Genomic DNA, 21,682 nt, shown 5'->3' with positions numbered 1-21,682 from the left:
ATCTAGCGCTTACAGAACAAGCGCTGGCGCCCTCTTTTCATGGAAATATTTGACGCCGTCGTCATCGGCGCCGGCGCCGCCGGCCTGTTCTGCGCCGGCCAGGCCGGCCAGCGCGGGCTGCGCGTGCTGCTGCTCGACCACGCCGACAAGGTGGCCGAGAAGATTCGCATCTCGGGTGGCGGGCGCTGCAACTTCACCAACCGCGATCTCGACCCGCGCGCGCCGCACAAGCACTTCGTCGGCCAGAACCCGCAGTTCTGTCGCTCGGCGCTCTCACGCTACACGCCCCAGGACTTCATTGCCCTGCTGGAGCGCCACGGCATCGCCTGGCACGAGAAGCACAAGGGCCAGTTGTTTGCCGACCGCTCGGCCGAAGACATCATCGCCATGCTGCTGGCCGAATGCGCTGCGGGTGGCGTAACGCACTGGCAGCCCTGCAGCGTCAAAAATATAGTCTTTTCTGCCCCTAGCGCAGATGGGACCTGCGCTGGCAGCTACAAAATTGATACTGATCGCGGCGCCGTGAGGGCGCGCAGCCTGGTGGTGGCCACGGGCGGTCTGTCCATCCCCAAGATCGGCGCCACCGATTTCGGCTACCGCCTGGCGCAGCAGTTTGGCGTGCCGCTCATCGAGCGCCGGCCTGGCCTGGTGCCACTGACGTTCGACGGCGCGGCCTGGGCACCGTATGCGCAGCTCGCCGGCCTGGCTCTGCCGGTTGAGATAAGTACAGGAGCCAAGAAGGAACGCACAACGTTCCAGGAAGACCTGCTGTTCACCCACCGCGGCCTCTCGGGCCCGGCGGTGCTGCAGATCTCCAGTTACTGGGAGCCGGGTGCACCGCTGTCCATCCACCTGGCGCCGGGCGTCGACCTGCTTGCAGCGCTGGCAGACGCCAAACTGCGCTCACGCAAATTGTTGGCCAACGTACTGGCCCAATGGGTGCCCAGCCGGCTCGCCGATGCCTGGGCCGCGCAAAGCAGCGATTGGCAGCGCCCCATGGCCGAGGTGCCCGACAAGGCGCTCGTGCGGCTGGCCGAGCGCCTGACGCGGTGGGAATTGGTTCCCACAGGCAGCGAGGGCTACAAAAAAGCCGAGGTCACGCTGGGCGGCGTCGACACCCGCGCGCTGTCGCAGCAAACCATGGAGTGCAAGGCGCAGCCAGGGCTGTATTTCATTGGCGAGGTGGTGGACGTCACCGGCTGGCTGGGGGGCTACAACTTTCAGTGGGCCTGGGCCAGTGCAGTGGCCTGCGCGCAGGCGCTGCCCACACGCTGAACGCGCTTCAATCGCCAGCCACTTCGCGCCAGCGCTCCAGGCCCAGCCAATCACGCATCGCTACCGCACCCTTGGGGGAAATGGCGAGCGCGCGCGTACCGGCGCCGCGCAGCAACCAGCCGCTGTCCAGAGCATGGCGACAAATCAGCAAGCCCAGCCGGCCCGCCAAGTGCATGCGCCGCTCGCTCCAATCGAGACAGGGGCGGCACGCGGGCCGGCGGCCGCCCTGCCCCGTGAGCGTATCGGCAGCGATACCGAGGGGGCGCAGCGTCGCATCAAGTTCGGGCGTCACGTGTGCCGCCGCACCATCGACGTCGAGGTGTACCGCCCCGCAATCGAGCAAATGGCTGGCGATGGCGACGCCCAGGCGCCCGGCCAGGTGGTCGTAGCAACTGCGCGCCGTGCGCAGCGCAGCGTCCGCAGGCCCGGTGGCCACGCGGCGCGTTGCCTGCGGAGCGGCCAGTTGCATCAGGCCTTCGAGCATCTGCGCCACTTCGGCAGAGGCCAGGCGGTGGTAGCGGTGCCGCCCCTGCGGCTGCACCTGCAGCAAGGCCGCCTCGACCAGCAAGGCCAGGTGGCGGCTGGCGGTGGCCGGGGCGATGCGCGCGGCGTCGGCCAGCTCCCTGGCGGTGAGCGCGCGCCCATCCATCAGCGCCAGCAGCATGGCGGTGCGCGCCGGCTCTCCGACCAGGGCGGCAACATGGGCGATGCGGTTGGTGTTCATGGTGGCAGTGTGCGGCAAGCGGCGGCGGCACGCTTCGCTCCAGAGCGAAGCGTGAAGACGGCACTGCGGCCCAGCATCGGGGCTTGTTCAACCCCATCGCCCCCGGAGCACACCCGATGACCCTCACCTGCTTTATCCGCTACGAACTCGACCCGTTCCAGATCGACGCCTTCCGCGACTACGCCGGGCACTGGGGCCGCATCATCCCGCGCTGCGGCGGGCATTTGCTGGGTTACTTTTTGCCCTGCGAGGGCAGCAACTACGAAGCCTGGGGACTGATCGCGTTCGACAGCCTGGCCGCGTACGAGGCCTACCGCACCCGCTTGCGCGCCGACCCCGAAGGCCGCGCCAACTTCGAGCGCGCGCAGCGCCAGCGCTTCATCCTGCGCGAGGAGCGCAGCTTCACCGAGGTGGTGGACGGCACCCTGGGGCGCGCCGCACTGACCGAAGGTGCCACGCCATGATTGCCGTGATCTTCGAAGTCCAGCCCAGCGCTGCGGGGCGCCAGGCCTATCTGGACACTGCCGCCGCCCTGCGCGCCACGCTCGAATCCATGGATGGCTTCATCTCGGTGGAGCGCTTTGAAAGCCTCAGCCAGCCCGGCAAGCTGCTCTCGCTGTCGTTCTGGCAGAGTGAGGCGGCCGTCGCCCGCTGGCGCGCCCTGCCCGCACACCGCCAGGCGCAAGCTGCGGGCCGCGCCGGGGCGTTTACCGACTACCGCCTGCGCGTGGCCAGGGTGCTGCGCGACTACGGACTGACCGAGCGCGCCGGGGCACCGGAAGACTCGCGCAGGCACCACGGCGAATCGCTATAATGCTGGGCTTTGCTGGCAATACCCCGTCGGCCAATACTAGTTATAGACGGGGAAACCGCTTCACATGGCGCCTGGGCCCGATCTCCCGCGCACCCTCTGGGGGCACCAAAAATTGGAAACATTAGCTGATGACAACCGTCCGTGTAAAAGAGAACGAACCCTTTGACGTAGCACTGCGCCGCTTCAAGCGCACCATCGAAAAGCTCGGCCTGCTGACCGACCTGCGCGCCCGTGAGTTCTACGAGAAGCCCACCGCAGAGCGCAAGCGCAAGAAGGCTGCTGCCGTCAAGCGCCACTACAAGCGCGTGCGCAGCATGCAGTTGCCCAAGAAGATGTACTGATCTTCGGATCTGGAGCCTCTTCCAGATTGCAAGAACCCGCGCCAGGGACGCCCAGCGCGGGTTTTTCATTTTGGGGGCTGCAAACAGTTTCTCTTGCTAGACGCCTGCTCCAACGTCAGCGGCCCCGCAACGACAAGAACGCCAGTGCGCCTTCCCCGTTCCAGGGTTTGCCAAAAGGCGTTCTGGCTAGGCGCAGCGCCGAAGGCAGTAGCATCGCTACGACAAGGCGCTGCAACGACGCCAGAGCGTCTTTTGGCAAACCCCCACTCCAAAAGAAAGGACACGTCATGAGCCTCAAAGACCAGATCACCGAAGACATGAAAACCGCCATGCGCGCCAAGGACAGCGAGCGCCTGGGCACCATCCGCTTGCTGCTGGCTGCCTGCAAGCAGCGCGAAGTCGATGAGCGCATCGTGCTGGACGACGCTGCGGTGGTGGCCATCGTCGACAAGCTCATCAAGCAGCGCAAGGACAGCATCACGGCCTTCGAGGGCGCGAACCGCCAAGACCTGGCCGACAAGGAAAAGTCCGAAATGGCGGTGTTGCAAGCCTACCTGCCCGAGCGCATGTCGGCCGAGGAAACCGCCGTAGCGGTGCAAGCCATCGTGATCGAGCTGGGCGCCAAGGGCCAGGGCGACATGGGCAAGGTCATGGGCGTGGTCAAGACGCGCCTTGCGGGCAAGGCCGACATGGGCCAGGTGTCCGCCGCCGTGAAGGCTGCGCTGGCGGGTTGAACCCGGGGCCGGAGGGGTGGACGCTACGATGGTGGTTTGAGCGCTCTGCCTGAACCCACCACACCACCATGCCCGCCCACAACCCCTTCAAATCCGCCCTGGCCGCAGGCCAGCCCCAGATCGGCCTTTGGCTCACCATGGCGGACGCCTACCTCGCCGAAGTGGCCGCCACCGCCAGCTTCGACTGGCTGCTGATCGACGGCGAACACGCCCCCAACGACCTGCGCAGCACCCTCGCTGCCCTGCAGGCCATTGCACCCTACCCTTCGCACCCGGTAGTGCGCGTGCCGCTGGGCGACACGGCACTGATCAAGCAGGTGCTCGACATTGGCGCCAAGTCGCTGCTGGTGCCCATGGTCGACACGGCCGAGCAGGCCCGCGCCGTCGCCGCCGCCACGCTGTACCCACCGCAGGGCATGCGCGGCATGGGCAGTGCGGTGGCGCGCTCGTCGCGGTGGACGGACCGCACCGACTACCTGGACATTGCCGACGACGAAATCTGCCTGCTGGTACAGGCCGAAACCGTGACGGCCATGAAAAATTTGCCGGATATCTGCGCCGTCGACGGGGTGCACGGCGTGTTCATTGGCCCGGCGGATCTATCGGCCTCCATGGGCCACCGCAGCGACCCGGCGCACCCCGACGTGCAGGCGGCCATTGAGAACGCCATCGACACCATCGTCGCCAGCGGCAAGGCGGCCGGAATCATCACGCCCGACCCGGCGCTGGCGGAACACTACCTGCAGCGCGGCTGCAGCTTCGTGGCCGTGGGCGTGGATGTACTGGTGTTCGCCAACGCTGCGCGTCAGTTGCGCGCGCGCTTTGGCGCCGATGGAGTGTCCGCCATGGGAGTGCCCGCCAAGGAAAATGCCACCCGCAGGGCCTACTGATCGCTCCTGCCCATCAGGTACGAAGTACGACACCGTGTGGATTACTATTGAAACAATAGCTGCTAACGCTTACTGGATATGCGCTAGAGGCATTTTTTACTGATATTTCGTACCCAAAGACCTGGAAAGACCCGCAATGACCCAGACCCCAGCGTTCAAGATCGCCGCCATCGCCGGAGACGGCATCGGCAAAGAAGTCATGCCCGAGGGGCTGCGCGTGCTGCAGGCCGCCGCACAGCGCTTTGGCCTGCAGCTGGACATCACCCCCATCGCCTGGGCCAGCTGCGACTACTACGCCGCCCACGGAAAAATGATGCCGGACGACTGGAAGGCCCAGCTCGCTGGCATGGACGCCATCTTCTTCGGCGCCGTGGGCTGGCCCGCCACCGTGCCCGACCATGTCTCGCTGTGGGGGTCTCTCCTCAAATTCCGCCGCGAGTTCGACCAGTACATCAACCTGCGCCCCGTGCGCCTGTTTGAAGGCGTTCCCTGCCCGCTGGCGGGCCGCAAACCGGGCGATATCGACTACCTGGTGGTGCGCGAGAACACCGAGGGCGAATACACCTCGCTCGGCGGCATCATGTACGAGGGCACCGAGCGAGAAATCGTCATCCAGGAATCGGTCTACTCGCGCCACGGCGCCCACCGTTTGCTGAAATACGCCTTCGACCTGGCGCAAAGCCGCCCGCGCAAACACGTCACCCTGGCCACCAAGAGCAACGGCATCGCCATCAGCATGCCCTGGTGGGACCAGCGCGCCGAGCACATTGCCCAGGGCTGCCCCGAAGTCACACTGGACAAGCAGCATATCGACATCCTCACCGCGCGCTTTGTGCTGCAGCCGGGCCGCTTCGACGTGGTGGCCGCCACCAACCTGTTTGGCGACATCCTCTCCGACCTGGGCCCCGCCACCACCGGCACCATCGGCCTGGCGCCGTCCGCCAACCTGAACCCCGAGCGCCTGTTCCCCAGCCTGTTCGAGCCCGTGCACGGCTCGGCGCCCGACATCTACGGCCAGAACATCGCCAACCCCATCGCCATGATCTGGTCGGGCGCGCTGATGCTCGATTTTCTGACCCACGGCCAGGGTGCCGGGCGCGCCGCGCACGATGCCATCGTGGCGGCGATGGAAGAAGTCATCAAAAACGGACCGCGCACGCCGGATTTGGGCGGCACGGCGAATACGACGCAGGTGGGGGAGGCGATAGCAGGGGTGGTTGCCCAGCATAAGAAATGAAGGCAGCGCCACAAACCATCCAGCAGGTGCTCGGAGAAGGGCAAGAGCCCACCGTCGCGTTTATTGAAGAATTTCATGCTCTCAACGAAGCACCCGAACTCTCTGATGAAGACTTGGAGCGACAAGCACTATCCGCCCCAGGCGACGATGGCGATGTCCGCACTCCGGAGTGAATCCACAACGAATCAGCGCTTTGATTCGTCACTCGCCTGCCATCCCCCCGGCCCTCAGCTCCCCGCCACCTTCATTCGATTCACCAGCACCGAGCCCACCGTCTTGGCGCCGTAGTTGTACACATCCGCGCCCACGGCTTCGATGCCCTTGAGCATGTCGCGCATGTTGCCGGCGATGGTGATCTCGTGCACCGGAAAGGCGATTTCGCCGTTCTCCACCCAGAAACCGCTGGCGCCGCGCGAGTAGTCGCCCGTCACGTAGTTCACGCCCTGGCCCATGAGTTCGACGACGAAGAGGCCCGTACCCAGCTTTTGCAGCATGGCGGCCAGGTCGTCGTCTTTCCTGGTGCGGCGGGACGTGAGCACCAGGTTGTGCGAGCCGCCTGCGTTGCCGGTGGTCTTCATGCCCAGCTTGCGCGCCGAATAGCTGCTGAGGAAGTAGCCCTGCACGCGTCCGGCGTCCACCACCTTGCGGGGCTGCACGCGCACGCCCTCTTCGTCAAAGGGCGAGCTGCCCTTGCCGCGCCGGACAAAGGGGTCTTCGAGCAGATCGATGTGCCTGGGAAAGACCTGTTTTCCCAGCGAGTCGAGCAAAAAGCTGCTCTTGCGGTACAGCGCGCCGCCACTGACGGCCTGCACAAAGGCGCCGAGCAGACCAGCGGCCAGGGTGGACTCAAAGAGCACCGGGCATTCGGTGGTGGGCATCTTGCGGCTGCCCAGGCGTGAGAGGGCGCGTTCGGCGGCGTAGCGGCCTACGGCTGCGGGCGCAGCGAGTTCCTGCGCGTCGCGCATGGAGGTGTACCAGGCGTCGCGCTGCATGTCGCCGCGCTTGCCGGGGCTCTTGGCAATGGGCGCGCAGGAAAGGCTGTGGCGCGAGGTGGCGTAGCCGCCGCGAAAGCCGCGCGTGTGGGCGGTGAAGAAATGGCTTTGCTGCGCCGATACGCCGGCGCCTTCGCTGTTGGTGATGCGCCGGCTGGTGGCGAAGGCAGCCGCCTCGCATTCCAGTGCAATGCGCGCCGCTTCCTCGCTCGTCAAGGCCCAGGGGTGGAACAGCTCCAGATCGGTGCGGTGCGTCTCGGGCGGGGCGATGTCGGCTTCGTCGGGCAGGCCGGCCATGGGGTCGGCTGCGGTGAAGCGGGCAATGTCGTAGGCCGCTTGCACGGTTTGCTCGATGGCGGCGCGCGAAAAGTCCGACGTGCTCGCATTGCCGCGCCGCTGGCCGACGTAGACCGTGACGCCCAGCGATTTGTCGCGGTTGCGCTCCACGGTCTCCAGCTCGCCCTTGCGCACGCCCACCGACAGGCCGCTGCCTTCGGAGGCTTCGGCTGCGGCGTCGGTGGCGCCGAGCTTTTTGGCATGCTTCAGGGCCTGATTGACCAGCTCCTCGAAGAAAGGACGGGAATAGCTGAAGCCGGTGTCGGCGCGGGTGTCTGTTGGGTTCATGGCGAGGGCTATGATACTTGCGGCCACCGCACCCGCTGGCTTGCCCCTGCTAGCACGAGCGGCCCCACCCCCCGGATTTCCACATGTCACGCAAACCCAAAAAAGGCTACTACGTGCGCGGCCAGTTCGTTGCCGAAGGCAGCGAACTCGACGTCGAACTCAAAGCCGAGCTCAAAGGCACGCCCGATGCGAGCCGCACCGATCTCAAGCGCGAGAGCGATGCCCTGCAAGATCTGGGCAAAGAATTGCTCACGCTGCGCGCCGACCTGCTCGCCGGCCTGCAACTGCCCGACAAGCTGCAAGACGCCCTGCAGGAGGCGCGGCGCATCACCAATTTCGAGGGCAAGCGCCGGCAGATGCAGTTTGTCGGCAAGCTCATGCGCAAGCTTGACGAGGCCACCGTAGAGGCCGCCCGCGCCGCACTCGACGTGCAGCACAGCGGCTCGGCCCAAGAGAAGATGGCGCTGCACCAGGCCGAGCAGTGGCGCGACCGCCTGATCGCCGAAGACGCCGCGCAGGCCGAGTGGATTGCCCAGCATCCCGACACCGACATCCAGCAACTGCGCGCACTGATCCGCCAGGCACGCAAAGACGCGCAGAGCGCCCACGACGCCAAAGTTGCCGAGTCCACAGGCGCTGCGCCGCGCAAGGGCCGCGCCTACCGCGAGCTGTTTGCGCTGGTGCGCGCCCAGCTTGGCGGCACGGACCATGCCGGCGACGAAGCCCCCGACGAAGACGAGCCCAATGACTGACCCCGCCCTGCCCCCACCCGAGCCGGTGAAGATCGGCATCGTTTCCATCAGCGACCGTGCCAGCAGCGGCGTCTATGAAGACAAGGGCCTGCCGGCGCTGCAAGACTGGCTGGTGCGCGCATTGCACAACCCCATCGAGTTTGTGCCGCGCCTGATTGCCGACGAGCAGCAGACCATCAGCGACACCCTGGTGGCTCTGGTGGACGCCGGCTGCAGCCTGGTGCTGACCACCGGCGGCACCGGCCCGGCCCCGCGCGACGTGACGCCCGAGGCCACGCTGGCCATCGCGCACAAGGAGATGCCGGGCTTTGGCGAGCAGATGCGCAGCATCAGCCTGCGCTTTGTGCCCACGGCCATCCTCTCGCGCCAGGTGGCGGTGGTTCGCAGCCAGAGCCTGATCATCAACCTGCCCGGCCAGCCCAAGGCCATTGCCGAAACCCTGGAAGGCGCCCGCGCCGCCGATGGCAGCCTGCTGGCCGCCGGCATTTTTGCCGCCGTGCCGTACTGCATCGACCTGATTGGTGGACCGTACCTGGAGACGCGCGAGGCGGTGTGCAAGGCGTTTCGGCCCAAGACGGCGCAACGGCCTTTGCGCGACTAGGGCCTGTTCCCTGATTTTCACCCCTTTGCACCGATGCCCATTTACCGCTGTAACCAATGTGGCCTTGTGGCCGAAGGCGCCCTCCTTCCTGTGGGTGCGCAAACCCCATGCTCGCGCTGCGGCACACCCAGCACCGTCTTTGGAACGGTGTTCTATGTCGAGAAGCTCGTGGAGCGCTACTTTGCTGCGACGCGCGAACTCACGGCGCTGCGCGCCAGCGAAAGCGCCGAGCCGCCGCCTGAGCAGTCAGAGGATCAGCCAGGCCAGGAAAGCACTGCGCCCTACCTGGATGTGGATCTGCACAACACCAGCGCGCTCGCAACGCCCGAGCAGCACGCACCCCTGCAAGCCTGGTTCGCTGCGCGCCAGATTGAGGCGCGCTTTGATCCATCGCTCATCGATACCAGCGGCTTTTTCGACGATGCCGCCCGCCTGATCGGCGACGGATACGCGCTCTTTGGCGAACTCATGGAGCGCATTCGCTTCGCCTATCGCAAGAGCCACAGCTGGGTGAACCTGGAGCTGGCAAACCTGTCACAAAAGGATGCGCAGGCCATCAACACCCTGTGCCGCCAGCTCTACAGCCACACGTTTTTTGCCCGCTACCACTACCAGAAGGCAGAAAAGATCGTTCGCCTGACGCTGCAACCGGCACCTGCGGTACGCCAGTTTTTCGACGGCGGCTGGCTGGAGTGGTATGTCTTCATGCTGCAACTGGAGCGTGCCAACCAATCGGGCGGGCCGTTCTCTTGCGCCCGTGGCGTGAAAGTTGTTTTCCCCAATGAAGACCTGCATGAGCTGGACGTGCTGTGCCTGCCGCAAGGCGGCACGCCGCTGTGCATCGAGTGCAAGTCGGGGGAATTTCGCCGCGACATCGACAAGTACTTGCGACTGCGCAAGCGCCTCGGGCTGCCACGAAGCCATTTTGTGATCTGCGCCACCGATCTCGATGAGGAGCAGGCCGCAGGGCTGACGGCCATGTATGAACTGACCTTCCTCAGCCTCAGAGCGCTACCCAAACATCTGAAAGAGATTCTTCGGCCCGCATGAAGCAGCGAAGAACTGGCCCGAATAGCAAGATCACTGAAACACCCTGCGGCAGCCTGCGAATCCCCGGAAAGCAGGCCTCTCAGCAAGGCTGCGCTCAACAGTCCGGGATTGGAGAACGAGTTTTGTTGCGCAAAATCGTTATCCAACCCCAATGCCTGCGCCGCGCTCTCTGTTCATCACCCTGCCGAGCGCAGCGATGGCGTGAAGGTTCATTCGCTAGCTATTTGCCGATCAAATCATTGAACTTGCCCGCCTCGAACTGCTCTTTCAGCGCCGCGTCACCCGGTACACAGCTCTGGGTGTGCTGGCCAGCCGATAGTTTTTCAATGGCTTGCCAGAGCAGTGCAATCTGGTGCTCCTGCGAGCCGGCGCTTTTCACCAGGCCGCGCATGGCCTGCGAGAGCGGGTCGTCCTCTTGCGTGATGCCGTAGGCCGTGAACTTGGGGGCCTGGGGTTCGGTCACGTCGGCACTCTCGCCTGCCTTCGACGGAATGATGCGCGCCGGAATGCCCACCGCCGTGGCGCCTGCGGGAACGGGCTTGATGACCACGGCGTTGCTGCCAATTTTTGCGCCGTCGCCAACCTCGAAGCCGCCCAGCACTTTGGCGCCGGCGCTGACGACCACATCCTTGCCCAGCGTGGGATGGCGTTTGGCCCCCTTGTACAGCGAGGTGCCGCCGAGTGTGACGCCCTGGTAAATGGTGCAGCCGTCGCCGATTTCGGCGGTCTCGCCCACCACCACGCCCATGGCGTGGTCGAAAAACACGCGCTCGCCGATCTTGGCGCCGGGGTGGATTTCAATGCCGGTGAACCAGCGCGCCAGGTGCGAGATGAACCGGCCCAGCCACTTCAGGCCATGGGTCCAGCACCAGTGCGCGCGCCGGTGCAGCCACAAGGCGTGCAGGCCGGGGTAGCAGGTGAGCACCTCGAACGTGCTGCGCGCGGCCGGGTCGCGCTCCAGGATGCATTGGATGTCGGAGCGCAGGCGGGAGAACATGGAGAACGAGAGGGTGAAGCAGGCGGGCAGCCAGTTTAGTGCTTTGCCTGGGCGGCGGTCTGCAGCATGGCTTTGGCGACACCGCGCAGGATGTGGATTTCCTCCTGCGTTGGCTGCGCGCGGTTGAACATCTGGTTCAGGCGCGGCATCAGCTTTTTGGGCGCGTCCGTATCCAGGAAACCGATCGCAGCGAGCGCCTGTTCCCAGTGCGCCAGCATGCCAGCCACTTGCTGGGCGTCGGCCTGCTGCGCCGGCGGCGTGCTGCTGTGCACGGGAAAGCCGCCCAGTGCCTGGCGCCATTCGTAGGCGATGAGCTGCACCGCTGCGGCGAGATTGAGTGAACTGAACTGCGGATTGGTGGGAATGGAGAGCGCCACGTGGCAGCGGTAGACGTCTTCGTTGGCCATGCCAAAGCGCTCGGAGCCAAACAGAAAGGCGACGCCTGCCTGGGCGACTGGCTCGGCCAGTGGCGTCTCATTGGATGCGATATTTAAAGTGTTTTTGGCCTCCAGCGCTTGCTGACTATGCGTCATAAGCTCACTTTTCAATAGCGATTCAAAATGCGCACGGGGCGCCACCGTGGGCGGTCCAAAGTCGCGCGGGGTCATGGCGGTGGCGCAGAGGTGGCTCACGCCATCGAGCGCTTCATCGAGCGTGGCGACGATACGCGCGTTCTCCAGCACATCGAGTGCGCCGCTGGCGCGCTGGATGGTTTCCTCGCGCCGCAATACGTTGGGCCAGCGCGGAGCCACCAGCACCAGGTCGCCAAAGCCCATGGTTTTCATGGCACGGGCGGTGGCGCCGACGTTGCCGGCGTGGCTGGTATGGATCAGGACGAAACGGGTTTTCATGGCACGGTCGCGGACGGCTCAAGAGCCGGACGCGTAAAATCGAGGGCTTATTGTCGCTGCCCGCATCGCCGGCTGGTGATTTCCAGTTCCTGCTCCCTGTGCGCCGCGCCGCTCTGGCACGCCGCCCACCCGCTAAAAAATTCCATGTCGTCCCCCAATCTGCACCCCATGCTCAACGTGGCCATCAAGGCCGCCCGCGCCGCCGGCGCCATCATTAACCGCGCGGCGCTCGACGTGGAATCGGTGCGCATTTCGCAAAAGCAGATCAATGACTTTGTCACCGAAGTCGACCACGCCAGCGAGCGCACCATCATTGAAACGCTGCTGACGGCCTACCCAGGGCACGGCATCATTGCGGAAGAGTCGGGCAGCGAGCATGGCGCGAAAGATTCGGAATACGTCTGGATCATCGATCCGCTGGACGGCACCACCAACTTCATTCACGGCTTTCCGGTCTACTGCGTCAGCATTGCGCTGGCGGTGCGCGGCAAGATCGAGCAGGCCGTCATTTACGACCCCAGCCGCAACGACCTGTTCACGGCCACCAAAGGGCGCGGTGCCTTCCAGAACGAGCGCCGCATTCGCGTCTCCAAACGCACGCAGCTCAAGCAATCTCTGCTCTCCACAGGCTTCCCGTACCGGCCCGGCGACAACTTCAAGAACTATCTGAACATGATGGGCGACGTCATGCAGCGCACCGCTGGTCTGCGCCGCCCCGGCGCTGCAGCACTGGATCTGGCCTATGTGGCTGCAGGCTACACCGAAGGTTTTTTTGAAACCGGCCTGTCGATCTGGGACGTGGCGGCGGGTTCGCTGCTGGTCACCGAGGCCGGCGGCCTGATTGGCAACTTCACCGGCGAAGCCGATTTTCTGGAGCAGCGCGAATGCTTGGCCGGCACGCCGCGCATCTACGGGCAGCTGGTGCAAATTTTGGGCAAATACAGCAAGTTCGCCACCGCAGGAGAAAAGGCCGCCGTGCGCCAGGCCGAGCAGGCGCTGGCGCCGCAAGAAGACGAAGGCGAGGCTCCCGCTCAGGTCGAGGGCAGCGCGCCGCTCTAAGCGTCCGCAGGCTCAATCCGGAAAGCGCAGCGCAATGCTGCGAAACTCTTCGGCAACGTCAATGAAGGCGTCGACCATGTCGGGATCAAACTGCGTACCCCGCCCTTTGACGATGGCCACGCAGGCCTGCTCGTGTGTACCGGCACTTTTGTACACCCGCTGGCTGATGATGGCGTCGTAGACATCGGCCAGCGACATCAGCCGCGCCGGGATCGGAATCGCGTCGCCGGCCAGGCCTTCGGGGTAGCCTGCACCGTCCCAGCGCTCGTGGTGGCTGCCGGCCATTTCCTTGGCCACATTCAAAAATGGCACCCGCATGCCCAGGCGGCGCTCGGCACTTTCGATGGCCTTGCGCCCCAGCCGGCTGTGCTGTTTGACGGTCTCGAACTCGCTCTCGGTCAGTTTGCCGGGTTTGAGCAGCAGGTAATCTGCCACACCGATCTTGCCGATGTCGTGCAGCGGGGCAGACTTGTAGAGCAGTTCGATCATGCGGCTGCTCAGCACGCCTTCGAACCGGGGATGCGAACGCAGCCGCTCGGCCAGCACCTTGACATAAAGCTGGGTGCGGCGAACGTGGTTGCCGGTTTCGTCGTCGCGCGTCTCCGCGAGGGACGCCATGGCCATGATGGTCACATCTTGAATCGCCTGCACCTCCAGGGTGCGCAACGCCACCTCGCGCTCCAGATAGGCGCTTTTGTCGCGCAGGAAATCGGCCGTGGCCTTGAGTGCCAGATGGGTTTGCACGCGCGCCAGAACGATCGGCGGACTGATGGGCTTGGTGACGTAGTCCACCGCACCCAGCGCGAAGCCTTTGCGCTCGTCCTCGGTATCGGCGCGTGCGGTGAGGAAAATCACCGGGATGTCGCGGGTGGCATCGTCGGCCTTGAGCTGGCGGCACACCTCGTAGCCGTCCATGTCCGGCATCATGATGTCGAGCAGCACCAGGTCGGGCACCGGCGCAGCCTGCGCCGCTTTGAGCGCCCGCGCTCCGCTGTTGGCCACCTTGACGCGGTAATGCTCGCCGAGCAGGGAAGACATGAAGACCAGGTTGTCTGGCGTGTCGTCGACCACCAACACGGTGGGCAACTGGCTGACCAGCCGCTCGGCGGGCAGTTGAACAACTTCGTCACGTTGCATGGCAGCTTCCTGTAGGGGGGCACGCATCAGGCGGCCCGGATTCCCCGGTGAATTGGTCGAGCCACAAGTTCAGCGTGGCCAGGGCACCTTCATAGTCGAACCGGTCAATAGGGCTCTGCAAATCTCGCAGGGCCGGGCCCAAGGCCGGCTTCAGTAGCCGGCCATTGTCTTGCAGAAATGTCCGCGCGTCCGGGTCATCGCGCTGCAGCAGCGTTTGCAACTCATGCAGCAAGCTGCGCACGGCGTCTGCGCAAATGCCGTCCTCTCCGCCACCGGGCCTCGCACTGGCGGCATGGAGGGGTTGCCTGCGCCAGAGCTGCAGCGCATCCAGAAGCGTATCGAGCGCGCGCCGCAACGCATCAAGCAAGGGCGGCACCACGGACGCGCGCCCAGAACCAGCCCGCAGCGCCTCTTCCAGCTCGCCTGCGCAGGTCTGAACGGCCACCGCGCCCACAGTGCCGGCGAGGCCGCGCAGCGTGTGGGCCTCCCGCAGGGCCAGTGCTGCATCGCCTGCTGTCAGCGCAGCGGCAATGCGCTCGGCGGCGCCTTCCTGGCTGTGCAGAAAGCGCCGCAGCGTATCGGCATAAAGAGCGGGCCGCCCCATGGCGTGGCGCAGGCCTTGTGGGAGATCAATCTCTGCTGCAGCCGGGAGCACGGTGTTCTCGGCATCCCGATCACTCGCTGCGCCGGGCAGCGCGGCGGCGGGCCGTATCCAGTGCTGCAACACCGCCCACAGCCGCTCCGGAACGATGGGTTTGGCCAGGTGGTCATTCATGCCGGCATCCAGGCAGCGCTGGCGCTCCGATTCCAGCACGTTGGCCGTCATGGCAACAATGGGCAAATGCGCCAGATGGGGTTCGGCCCGCAGTCGGCGCGTGGCCTCCAGGCCATCCATCACCGGCATTTGCATGTCCATCAGCACCAGGTCGTAGGGCGCAGTGCAGGCCCGCTCCACCGCCTGCTGACCATCGACAACAACATCCACGTCCACACCCACCTCGCGCAAGAGCTCCTGCGCCACCTGCTGGTTGAGTTCGTTGTCCTCTACCAGCAGCACGCGGACTCCTTGCAGGGAGAAAGCGGGGTCGGCAGGTCTGCCCTGCGGTTCTGCCAAAGCGGCCTTGGCCTGTGCAAGCCCTTCGCCCAACACCAGCATGACGGTATCAAACATGACTGAGGCGCTCACCGGCTTGATCAGAACCTCTTCGATGCCCTGCTGCCGGGCCGAGCACAGCACGTCCTCGCGGCCGAAGGCCGTCACCATGACCCGCCGCGGCACTTTGGGCAGGCGCATCTCGCCAATGCGCCGACCCAGCTCCAGTCCGTCCATGCCGGGCATCTGCCAATCGAGCACCACCAGGTCAAAGGGTTTCTTCTGGGCGGCCGCCTGCTCCAGCGCCGCCAGGGCCTCGGCGCCGGAATGCGCCTCGTGTGCGTCAAAGCTCATGGCCTGCAGCATTTCAGCAAGCACGGCCGCCGCATGGAGGTTGTCATCGACCACCAGCACGCGCAGACCACGCAGATCCGGCCGAGGCAACAATCGGCGCGCCGGCACGCCGCGCTGCAGCGGCACCGTAAACCAGAAGGTGGAGCCCTGACCCGGCTCGCTGCGCACCCCCACTTGGCCGCCCATCAGCTCGGTCAGGCTCTTGCTGATCGCCAGGCCCAGGCCGGTACCGCCATAGCGGCGCGTGGTGGAGGCATCGGCTTGCTGGAAGCTCTGGAACAAGCGCTCGATCTGCTCTGCCGAGAGGCCGATGCCGGTGTCGCTCACTTCGAAACGCAGCAACACCTGCTCGCCTTGGTCTGCCTGAACGCGCACCACGATGCCGATGTCGCCCTGCTGCGTGAACTTGATGGCATTGCTGGTGTAGTTGATAAGGATTTGGCCGATGCGCAGCGCGTCGCCCAGCAGGTTCTGCGGCACATCGGGCGCCACGTCACAGATCAGCTCCAGCCCCTTGGCGCTTGCCTTGTGGCTGACCACGTCGACAACGCCATGGAGCACCTGCTCCAGCACAAAGGGACGCGGCTCGATCTGCAGCTTGCCGGCCTCGATGCGCGAAAAATCAAGAATGCCGTTGATCACGCCCATCAGGTGCTGTCCCGCCTGCTGGATCTTGCTCACATAGTCGTGCTGGCGCGCATCAAGCCCCGACTTGAGCGCCAGATGCGACATGCCGATGATGGCGTTCATGGGCGTGCGGATTTCGTGGCTCATGTTGGCCAGAAAATTCGACTTCAGCGCGGTGGCTTCCTCGGCCACCTCCTTGGCGCGGCGCAGTTCCTGCTGCATCTGCTCGCGTTCGCTGATATCGACAAAGGTGCCAATGACCCCGCCGGGGGCACCATCGGGCCGCCGAAACGCCTGCAGCCAGAACAGGGTGTGGTGCATCTGGCCGTCGGCATAGGGCATGAGCACCTCGCGGTGCACTGCCTGCGTGCCATGCAATGCGGTCAGTGCATCGTGCTGGAAGCAATCGCGCTTCTCCTGAGACAGGTGGGCCAGATCCTGGACTGTCTTGCCCAGAAAATCTTCGCGCCGGATACCAAAGGCCTGTTCGTACGCGCGGTTGAAACCCAGGTAGCGGCCCAGCTCGTCCTTGTAGAAGATGGGCACCGGAATGGTGTCCATCAGCACCTCCTGAAACTGCACCTGGGCTGCCACCTGGTCTTCCAGCTTCTTGTAGGCGTCGATGTCCACATTGACACCCACCATGCGCTCGGCTTCGCCCGTTGCATTGCGCAAAATGCGCGCAGTACAGGCATACCAGTGCACGCCGCCTTCGAACCGCTGCAAGCGCCAGGCATCGCTGAAACTGGTGACCGCGCCTTGCAAGGCGGCCTGCATGCGCTCAATGGCCGGCGCACGATCGGCCGGGAGCAGGCGCTCTTTCCAGGCGGCAAGCCAGTCGTCGAACACGCGCTCAACAATGCCGTCTACCCCAGGGTTCTTCTGGCGCCAGATGCAGCGGCCCGTGCGCAGGTCGACGTCAAACACGCTCATCTTGCCGGCCCCCTGGACCAGCTCCAGCCGCTCGCTGGTCTCGCGCATGGCCGCCTCGATGCGGCGCGCTTCGGTGACATCTTCAATGATCCAGAGCGCCGCTTGGGCAAACCCCTCCACCTGCACGCTGCGCGCCGAAATGCGCACTTCCATGCGCACGCCGTCCAGACGCTGCACCGCCCAGTGTTCCCGCACCGCCAGCCCCTGCGCCAGTTGCGGCGCCACCCGCGCGGAAAACGCGGCATGCTGCTCGGCGCCGCCAAAGAGCAGGCTGACGGGCTGGTCCTGCAGTTGCGCCGCCGTGCCACCCGCCAAGGCAACAAAGGCCGGGTTGAAACGGCGCATGAGGCCGTCACAAGTCAGCAATACCGGGGGCGCGTTGTCAAAAATGGCGTTCTGCTGCTCCAGCAGCTCTTTGAGACGGCGTTCGCTGCGTCGCAGCCGTTGCTGCTCTTCCATGCGCGCGGAGACGTCCAGATGCAGGCCCACCATGCCAATGCAGCGTCCCTGTGCATTGAGCACCGGCGAGAGCGTGGCGGTCTCCTGGTATTGGGTGCCGTCCTTGCGCCGGTTGATGAACGTCCCTTTCCAGGGATGGCCTGTCAGCATCGCGGACCACATTTCGTGGAAGCTTTGCACCGGCGTCTTGCCGCTGGCGAGCAACGAGGGTTTGCGGCCCTGCACTTCGGCCAGGCTGTAGCCGGTGTTGCGTTCAAATTCGGGGTTGACCCATTCGATGACGCCCTGGGCATCGGTGACCACCACGGAAACCGGGCTGTTCTCCAGGGCGGTGCCCAACACCTTCAAGCGTTGGCGCGACGCGGCCATTCGGGCCCGGCCGCGCAGCAGCTCAAGCAGCAACAGGCCGAGGAGGAAAAAGAAGACAAAGGCCGCGCTGCCGTAGCGCAAGCGATCGAACAGAGGCAATATTTGTGAGACGTCTTCCAGTACCACCAGGGACCACGGCCCGTTCGGATCGCTCCATTCGACAGCGTGGCGCTCAATGGCGTGCTCTGCACCATTGAGCAGCACCTGCGACGCATTCTGTGCAAATGGCAGCTCCGACGCACCGCCCCGCTCAAAATGGCGGCCAAACTGACGCACGCGTGCGATGTCCTCCATGCGCTGCTGGGTCAGCGGCGGCGCCAGTGCATAAAGCCATTCCGGTCGGGTGGCCGCCATGACCACGCCCTGGGGCGACAGCAGCAAGCTGGGCAGACCGGTGCGCGCCAGCACGGAATCGATGGAATCAAACGGCATCTTGAGCATCACCGCGCCCAGGACCGGGGTCTGCACGGTATCGCCCGCATACAGCGGCGCAGCCACGTAGAAGCCACGCTCGTTGGTCTGCGCACCAACGGCTGCGTAGACACTGACCTGCCCCTGCAAAGCCTGCTGGAAGTAGGGGCGGAAGGCGACATCCAGACCCGTGGACCGCGTGCCCACCGTGTCGTGGGCGACGACAATGCCGTCGGCGTTGATGACGTAAGCGCCGTCCAGGGCAAATCGCTTGCGGGCCACAGCCAGGGCAGCCAGCGCAGCAGAGGCGTCGGGTGCCTGCGCGCCACGGGCCACTGCTTTGAGCAGGGGCTCGCTCAAACCCAGCAAGGTCACGGCGCCCACCAGCGCGCTGCGCGTTGTCTGCCCGGCCAGCGCTGCGCTGGTGCGCTCAAGCAGTTCCTGCCGCCGTGTCTGGTGCTCAGCCGCACGCATGTCTGAAACCACGTCCAGGACCGCGAAGGCCGCCGCAACGGACAGCAGCAGCACAAGCAAAAGCCCCCTGAACAAGGGCACGCGCTGCTCGGGTGGGGCGCCCATCAGCATGGGCATGGCAGCCAGCTCCTGCCGAAGCGTTCAGGCGCCTCCATCAAGCAGCGCCTCCACGCCGCCCACCGGGCCGGGGCGGCCAAACAGGTAGCCCTGGAATTGCACGCAACCGTGCAAACAAAGGAAACCCAGTTGCTCCACCGTTTCCACGCCCTCGGCCACCACGGTCAGGTCCAGGCTGTCTGCCAGGGCCAGCACCGTGCGCACAATCGCTGCATCGTTGGGGTTGGTCAGCACATCGCGCACAAAGCCGCGGTCAATCTTCAATTGGTCGAGCGGCAGGCGCTTCAGGTACGCCAGGCTGGAGTAGCCGGTGCCAAAGTCGTCCAGCGCAAAACCCACACCTTCGCGCTTGAGTTCCTCCATGCGTGCCACCGTGCCTTCGATATCTCCCAGCAAAAGGCTCTCGGTCAGTTCGAGCCGCAGGCGCCGGGGATTGGCGCCGGTTTCGCGCAAAATCTGCAGCACCTGGGCCGCAAAATCAAGCTGGCGAAATTGCCGCGCGCTGACGTTGACCGCCATGCTTAGATGCGCCGTTTGTTCACTGGCGGCCCAACGCACCAACTGCTCGCAGGCCGCACGCAGGATTTTCTCGCCCAGAGGCAGGATCAAACCCGTCTGTTCGGCCAGTGGAATGAACTCCACGGGGCTGATGGCACCGCGCTCCGGGTGGTTCCAGCGGGCCAAAGCCTCTACGCCATGGACCTTGCCCTGCGGATCCACCACCGCCTGGTAGTGCGCAAACAGCTCGCCGTTGGCGAGCCCTTGGCGCAGATCGATTTCCAGGCTGGAGCGCGCGTGCAGCGCCTCCTGCATGCCGGGGTCAAAAAACCGGTGCGTATTGCGCCCGGCCGCCTTGGATTCGTACATCGCCAGATCGGCGCGTTTGAGCAGTTCGTCCACGCTCAGGCGCTCCTGACCGAACAAGGTCAGCCCGATGCTGGGGGTGCTGTAGTGCTGCTGGCCGGCCAGCTCAAAGGGCTTGTTCAGGCTGAGCAGCAGCTTGATGGCGACCGCGTCGGCCTGCACGCGGGCCTGCGCCAGACCCTCGTCCAGGCCATCGATCAGCACGACGAATTCGTCGCCGCCAAAGCGGGCCACGGTGTCGCATTGGCGCACGCTGCCCACCAGGCGCGTGGCGACCTGGCTGAGCAGCTGATCTCCCATGTCGTGGCCCAGGGTGTCGTTGAGGTCCTTGAAATTGTCCAGATCAATGAACAGCAGCGCCCCATGCTCGTGATTGCGCTGGCTGCTGAGCACCGAGCGCTGCAGACGGTCCAGCAGCAAGCGGCGGTTGGGCAACTGGGTGAGCACGTCATAGAACGCCAGGCGCTCAATCTCCTGCGCTGCGTGCTTGCGGTCGGTAATGTCAATCGTGTAGCCGTGCATCAAGACCGTGCCGTCGGTTTCGGCCTGCAAGGCGGCGCTCGTCATATGCCAACGCACCGTGCCATCGGGGGCTGCGACGCGGTATTCACAATGCCAGGGCCGCAGCGTGCGCACCGCGCGGACCAAAGATCGGCGCAGCATGGGAAGGTCCGCTGGCAAGACATTGCGCTCCAGCGCCTGCGTGTCCTGGCGCACCAGCTTGTGCGACACACCCATCAGTTCATTCACCGCATCGCTCACATACGGCAGGCTGTGGCTGCCGTCCGGATGAACGCGGCATTGGTAGATAAAACCTGGAATGCTGCTGGCAATGCTCTGAATGAAGTCGAGCTGATCGCGCAGCCGGGCCGCAGAGCGGTGCTCCTCGGTCACGTCCTGCACCACGCCCATTTCCACCAGCACGCCACCTTCCTGTGCCGAGCGGCGCGTGCGCGAGCGCATCCAGCGGATCTCGCCATCGGGCCGGCGCCAACGGTATTCGATGTCGCTGCCGGGCTCGCCTGCGGGGGCCGATGCGACCAGCTCTCGATCTTCCGGCAACACGCCGCTGAGCGCGCGCTCGGTGCCGATCCACTCCTGGCGCTCGAACCCGGCGATGTCGCACAGCCCCGGCGACCACAGCAGCACGGATTCGCCCTCGTCCCGGATCCGGCGCCAATAGCCGGTGCGCGCCATGCTCTCCATGGTGCCGAACACTTCGGTCTGCTCTTGCAGCTCAAGCCGCGTGTCTTGCAACACCGCCTCGGCATCGGACAGCGTGTAGCGCAGTTGCTCCAGCTCGGAAATATCCTGCAGCGTCACCAGAATGCTGCCCAGGCCGGTGCAATGCGCCTGGATTTTCCAGGCCAGCACCAGACGCCCCTGTTCGCGCAGCACATGCCGGCAAGTGAGCGCCTCGCCCGTGCGCGCCACAGACTCCAGTTGTTCGACCAAGAGTGTTCCGGCCAGTTGAACGAACACCTTGGCTGCAGAAACGCCCGGTGCAAGTGCGGCCCAGAGCCCCTGCATCTGGCGCGCCGCCGCATTGGCCGAGACCAGACACAATTGGCTGCCGCGCAGACGAAACGCCAACAGCGCAACGGGCACTGCGTCCAGTGAGGCCTGCAGCGGCGGCATGTCCGGGGGCAGCACAGAGCGCTCCGCCGGCTCACGAGCAGGGTCTTGAAGCACTGACGGGATTTCGGTCACGCAAAAATCTCCCGCAAACAAGGCAGACGGTACGTTTTGCACTGAAACAAGCGCCGTAGATTAAACGAGGCACGCCAAACCATAGTATGTCAAAACGTAACGAAACGACCAAACCATTCGCCTCTGCTGGTGATGCGCTGGCGCAATCCTGGAACGCCTTGGCTCGATCAGGGACAATGCGAGCCCCAAAGAA

Annotated in this window: 19 protein-coding genes; 12 read left to right on the top strand and 7 right to left on the bottom strand. The window is 65.0% G+C overall.

The genetic code is table 11. The annotated features are described in order from the left end of the window. Nucleotides 1-39 precede the first annotated feature (39 nt). Nucleotides 40-1,275 (top strand): BaiN/RdsA family NAD(P)/FAD-dependent oxidoreductase, encoded by a 1,236-nt coding sequence (locus C6571_RS13025; RefSeq protein ID WP_106447062.1) that lies wholly within the window; start codon nt 40-42, stop codon nt 1,273-1,275. A gap of 7 nt (nt 1,276-1,282) precedes the next feature. Here the strand turns inward: C6571_RS13025 and C6571_RS13020 are convergent, their stop codons facing one another. Continuing rightward, entirely contained in the window at nt 1,283-1,999 is a 717-nt protein-coding gene (locus C6571_RS13020; RefSeq protein ID WP_106447061.1) for an ArsR/SmtB family transcription factor, read from the bottom strand. 116 nt (nt 2,000-2,115) lie between these two features. On the opposite strand from C6571_RS13020, the gene C6571_RS13015 reads away from it, so the two are divergent. The 7 genes from C6571_RS13015 (at nt 2,116) to C6571_RS19725 (ending at nt 6,188) form a co-directional block, all read left to right on the top strand. Then, nucleotides 2,116-2,463, top strand: coding sequence for an NIPSNAP family protein (locus C6571_RS13015; protein WP_106447060.1), 348 nt, complete (start codon nt 2,116-2,118; stop codon nt 2,461-2,463). Continuing rightward, the gene (locus C6571_RS13010; protein ID WP_106447059.1) at nt 2,460-2,813 is read left to right on the top strand and encodes an antibiotic biosynthesis monooxygenase family protein; all 354 of its coding nucleotides are present in this window, start codon (nt 2,460-2,462) and stop codon (nt 2,811-2,813) included. The genes C6571_RS13015 and C6571_RS13010 overlap by 4 nt, the downstream gene beginning before the upstream one ends. A 128-nt stretch (nt 2,814-2,941) precedes the next feature. Next, a complete protein-coding gene (gene rpsU / locus C6571_RS13005; RefSeq protein ID WP_106447058.1) occupies nt 2,942-3,154 on the top strand; it encodes a 30S ribosomal protein S21 in 213 nt (70 codons plus the stop codon). 287 nt (nt 3,155-3,441) lie between these two features. Then, nucleotides 3,442-3,888 carry a GatB/YqeY domain-containing protein gene (locus C6571_RS13000; RefSeq protein WP_106447057.1) on the top strand — a complete coding sequence of 149 codons (447 nt, stop codon included), beginning with the start codon at nt 3,442-3,444 and terminating at the stop codon, nt 3,886-3,888. A gap of 68 nt (nt 3,889-3,956) precedes the next feature. Beyond that, nucleotides 3,957-4,778, top strand: coding sequence for an aldolase/citrate lyase family protein (locus tag C6571_RS12995; protein ID WP_106447056.1), 822 nt, complete (start codon nt 3,957-3,959; stop codon nt 4,776-4,778). Nucleotides 4,779-4,914: 136 nt separating this feature from the next. Continuing rightward, complete coding sequence (locus C6571_RS12990) at nt 4,915-6,015, top strand: tartrate dehydrogenase (protein ID WP_106447055.1); 1,101 nt, start codon at nt 4,915-4,917, stop codon at nt 6,013-6,015. After that, entirely contained in the window at nt 6,012-6,188 is a 177-nt protein-coding gene (locus C6571_RS19725) for a hypothetical protein (RefSeq protein WP_170094739.1), read from the top strand. The genes C6571_RS12990 and C6571_RS19725 overlap by 4 nt, the downstream gene beginning before the upstream one ends. A gap of 54 nt (nt 6,189-6,242) precedes the next feature. Here the strand turns inward: C6571_RS19725 and pmbA are convergent, their stop codons facing one another. Further along, nucleotides 6,243-7,631: a metalloprotease PmbA gene (gene pmbA / locus C6571_RS12985; RefSeq protein ID WP_106447054.1), complete on the bottom strand. Its 1,389-nt coding sequence runs from the start codon at nt 7,629-7,631 to the stop codon at nt 6,243-6,245. Nucleotides 7,632-7,714: 83 nt separating this feature from the next. Between pmbA and yjgA the strand changes: the two genes are divergently transcribed. From yjgA to C6571_RS12970, 3 genes are read left to right on the top strand one after another with little or no spacing between them, the layout of a single operon-like run. Continuing rightward, nucleotides 7,715-8,383 (top strand): ribosome biogenesis factor YjgA, encoded by a 669-nt coding sequence (gene yjgA, locus C6571_RS12980; protein WP_106447053.1) that lies wholly within the window; start codon nt 7,715-7,717, stop codon nt 8,381-8,383. Then, complete coding sequence (mog, locus tag C6571_RS12975) at nt 8,376-8,984, top strand: molybdopterin adenylyltransferase (RefSeq protein ID WP_106447052.1); 609 nt, start codon at nt 8,376-8,378, stop codon at nt 8,982-8,984. The genes yjgA and mog overlap by 8 nt, the downstream gene beginning before the upstream one ends. A gap of 33 nt (nt 8,985-9,017) precedes the next feature. After that, entirely contained in the window at nt 9,018-10,034 is a 1,017-nt protein-coding gene (locus C6571_RS12970; RefSeq protein ID WP_106447051.1) for a PDDEXK family nuclease, read from the top strand. Between the two features lie 220 nt (nt 10,035-10,254). Here C6571_RS12970 and cysE read toward each other — a convergent pair whose 3' ends face one another. Next, complete coding sequence (gene cysE, locus C6571_RS12965) at nt 10,255-11,031, bottom strand: serine O-acetyltransferase (RefSeq protein WP_106447050.1); 777 nt, start codon at nt 11,029-11,031, stop codon at nt 10,255-10,257. A gap of 35 nt (nt 11,032-11,066) precedes the next feature. Beyond that, nucleotides 11,067-11,882 carry an RNA methyltransferase gene (locus C6571_RS12960; RefSeq protein WP_106447049.1) on the bottom strand — a complete coding sequence of 272 codons (816 nt, stop codon included), beginning with the start codon at nt 11,880-11,882 and terminating at the stop codon, nt 11,067-11,069. A gap of 144 nt (nt 11,883-12,026) precedes the next feature. Here C6571_RS12960 and C6571_RS12955 point away from each other — a divergent pair, with 144 nt between their 5' ends. Next, complete coding sequence (locus C6571_RS12955; protein WP_106447048.1) at nt 12,027-12,941, top strand: inositol monophosphatase family protein; 915 nt, start codon at nt 12,027-12,029, stop codon at nt 12,939-12,941. Between the two features lie 12 nt (nt 12,942-12,953). On the opposite strand, the gene C6571_RS12950 is transcribed toward C6571_RS12955, so the two are convergent. From C6571_RS12950 to C6571_RS12940, 3 genes are read right to left on the bottom strand one after another with little or no spacing between them, the layout of a single operon-like run. Then, nucleotides 12,954-14,078 (bottom strand): response regulator, encoded by a 1,125-nt coding sequence (locus tag C6571_RS12950; protein WP_106448235.1) that lies wholly within the window; start codon nt 14,076-14,078, stop codon nt 12,954-12,956. Continuing rightward, nucleotides 14,068-18,915 carry a response regulator gene (locus C6571_RS12945; protein WP_245901278.1) on the bottom strand — a complete coding sequence of 1,616 codons (4,848 nt, stop codon included), beginning with the start codon at nt 18,913-18,915 and terminating at the stop codon, nt 14,068-14,070. The genes C6571_RS12950 and C6571_RS12945 overlap by 11 nt, the downstream gene beginning before the upstream one ends. Nucleotides 18,916-18,939: 24 nt before the next feature. Further along, nucleotides 18,940-21,489 carry a sensor domain-containing protein gene (locus C6571_RS12940; protein ID WP_245901277.1) on the bottom strand — a complete coding sequence of 850 codons (2,550 nt, stop codon included), beginning with the start codon at nt 21,487-21,489 and terminating at the stop codon, nt 18,940-18,942. Nucleotides 21,490-21,682 lie beyond the last annotated feature (193 nt).

It is taken from the genome of Simplicispira suum (assembly GCF_003008595.1).
GTDB lineage: Bacteria > Pseudomonadota > Gammaproteobacteria > Burkholderiales > Burkholderiaceae_C > Simplicispira > Simplicispira suum.
Note: the sequence above shows the minus strand (reverse complement) of the source record. Positions and strands in the feature narration are given on the sequence as shown.

Bases quoted from the DNA above. Each gene is read 5' to 3' on its own strand.
- C6571_RS13025 (WP_106447062.1), top strand. From the start codon at position 40: ATGGAAATATTTGACGCCGTCGTCATCGGCGCCGGCGCCGCCGGCCTG.
- C6571_RS13020 (WP_106447061.1), bottom strand. From the start codon at position 1,999: ATGAACACCAACCGCATCGCCCATGTTGCCGCCCTGGTCGGAGAGCCG.
- C6571_RS13015 (WP_106447060.1), top strand. From the start codon at position 2,116: ATGACCCTCACCTGCTTTATCCGCTACGAACTCGACCCGTTCCAGATC.
- C6571_RS13010 (WP_106447059.1), top strand. From the start codon at position 2,460: ATGATTGCCGTGATCTTCGAAGTCCAGCCCAGCGCTGCGGGGCGCCAG.
- rpsU (WP_106447058.1), top strand. From the start codon at position 2,942: ATGACAACCGTCCGTGTAAAAGAGAACGAACCCTTTGACGTAGCACTG.
- C6571_RS13000 (WP_106447057.1), top strand. From the start codon at position 3,442: ATGAGCCTCAAAGACCAGATCACCGAAGACATGAAAACCGCCATGCGC.
- C6571_RS12995 (WP_106447056.1), top strand. From the start codon at position 3,957: ATGCCCGCCCACAACCCCTTCAAATCCGCCCTGGCCGCAGGCCAGCCC.
- C6571_RS12990 (WP_106447055.1), top strand. From the start codon at position 4,915: ATGACCCAGACCCCAGCGTTCAAGATCGCCGCCATCGCCGGAGACGGC.
- C6571_RS19725 (WP_170094739.1), top strand. From the start codon at position 6,012: ATGAAGGCAGCGCCACAAACCATCCAGCAGGTGCTCGGAGAAGGGCAA.
- pmbA (WP_106447054.1), bottom strand. From the start codon at position 7,631: ATGAACCCAACAGACACCCGCGCCGACACCGGCTTCAGCTATTCCCGT.
- yjgA (WP_106447053.1), top strand. From the start codon at position 7,715: ATGTCACGCAAACCCAAAAAAGGCTACTACGTGCGCGGCCAGTTCGTT.
- mog (WP_106447052.1), top strand. From the start codon at position 8,376: ATGACTGACCCCGCCCTGCCCCCACCCGAGCCGGTGAAGATCGGCATC.
- C6571_RS12970 (WP_106447051.1), top strand. From the start codon at position 9,018: ATGCCCATTTACCGCTGTAACCAATGTGGCCTTGTGGCCGAAGGCGCC.
- cysE (WP_106447050.1), bottom strand. From the start codon at position 11,031: ATGTTCTCCCGCCTGCGCTCCGACATCCAATGCATCCTGGAGCGCGAC.
- C6571_RS12960 (WP_106447049.1), bottom strand. From the start codon at position 11,882: ATGAAAACCCGTTTCGTCCTGATCCATACCAGCCACGCCGGCAACGTC.
- C6571_RS12955 (WP_106447048.1), top strand. From the start codon at position 12,027: ATGTCGTCCCCCAATCTGCACCCCATGCTCAACGTGGCCATCAAGGCC.
- C6571_RS12950 (WP_106448235.1), bottom strand. From the start codon at position 14,078: ATGCAACGTGACGAAGTTGTTCAACTGCCCGCCGAGCGGCTGGTCAGC.
- C6571_RS12945 (WP_245901278.1), bottom strand. From the start codon at position 18,915: ATGCCCATGCTGATGGGCGCCCCACCCGAGCAGCGCGTGCCCTTGTTC.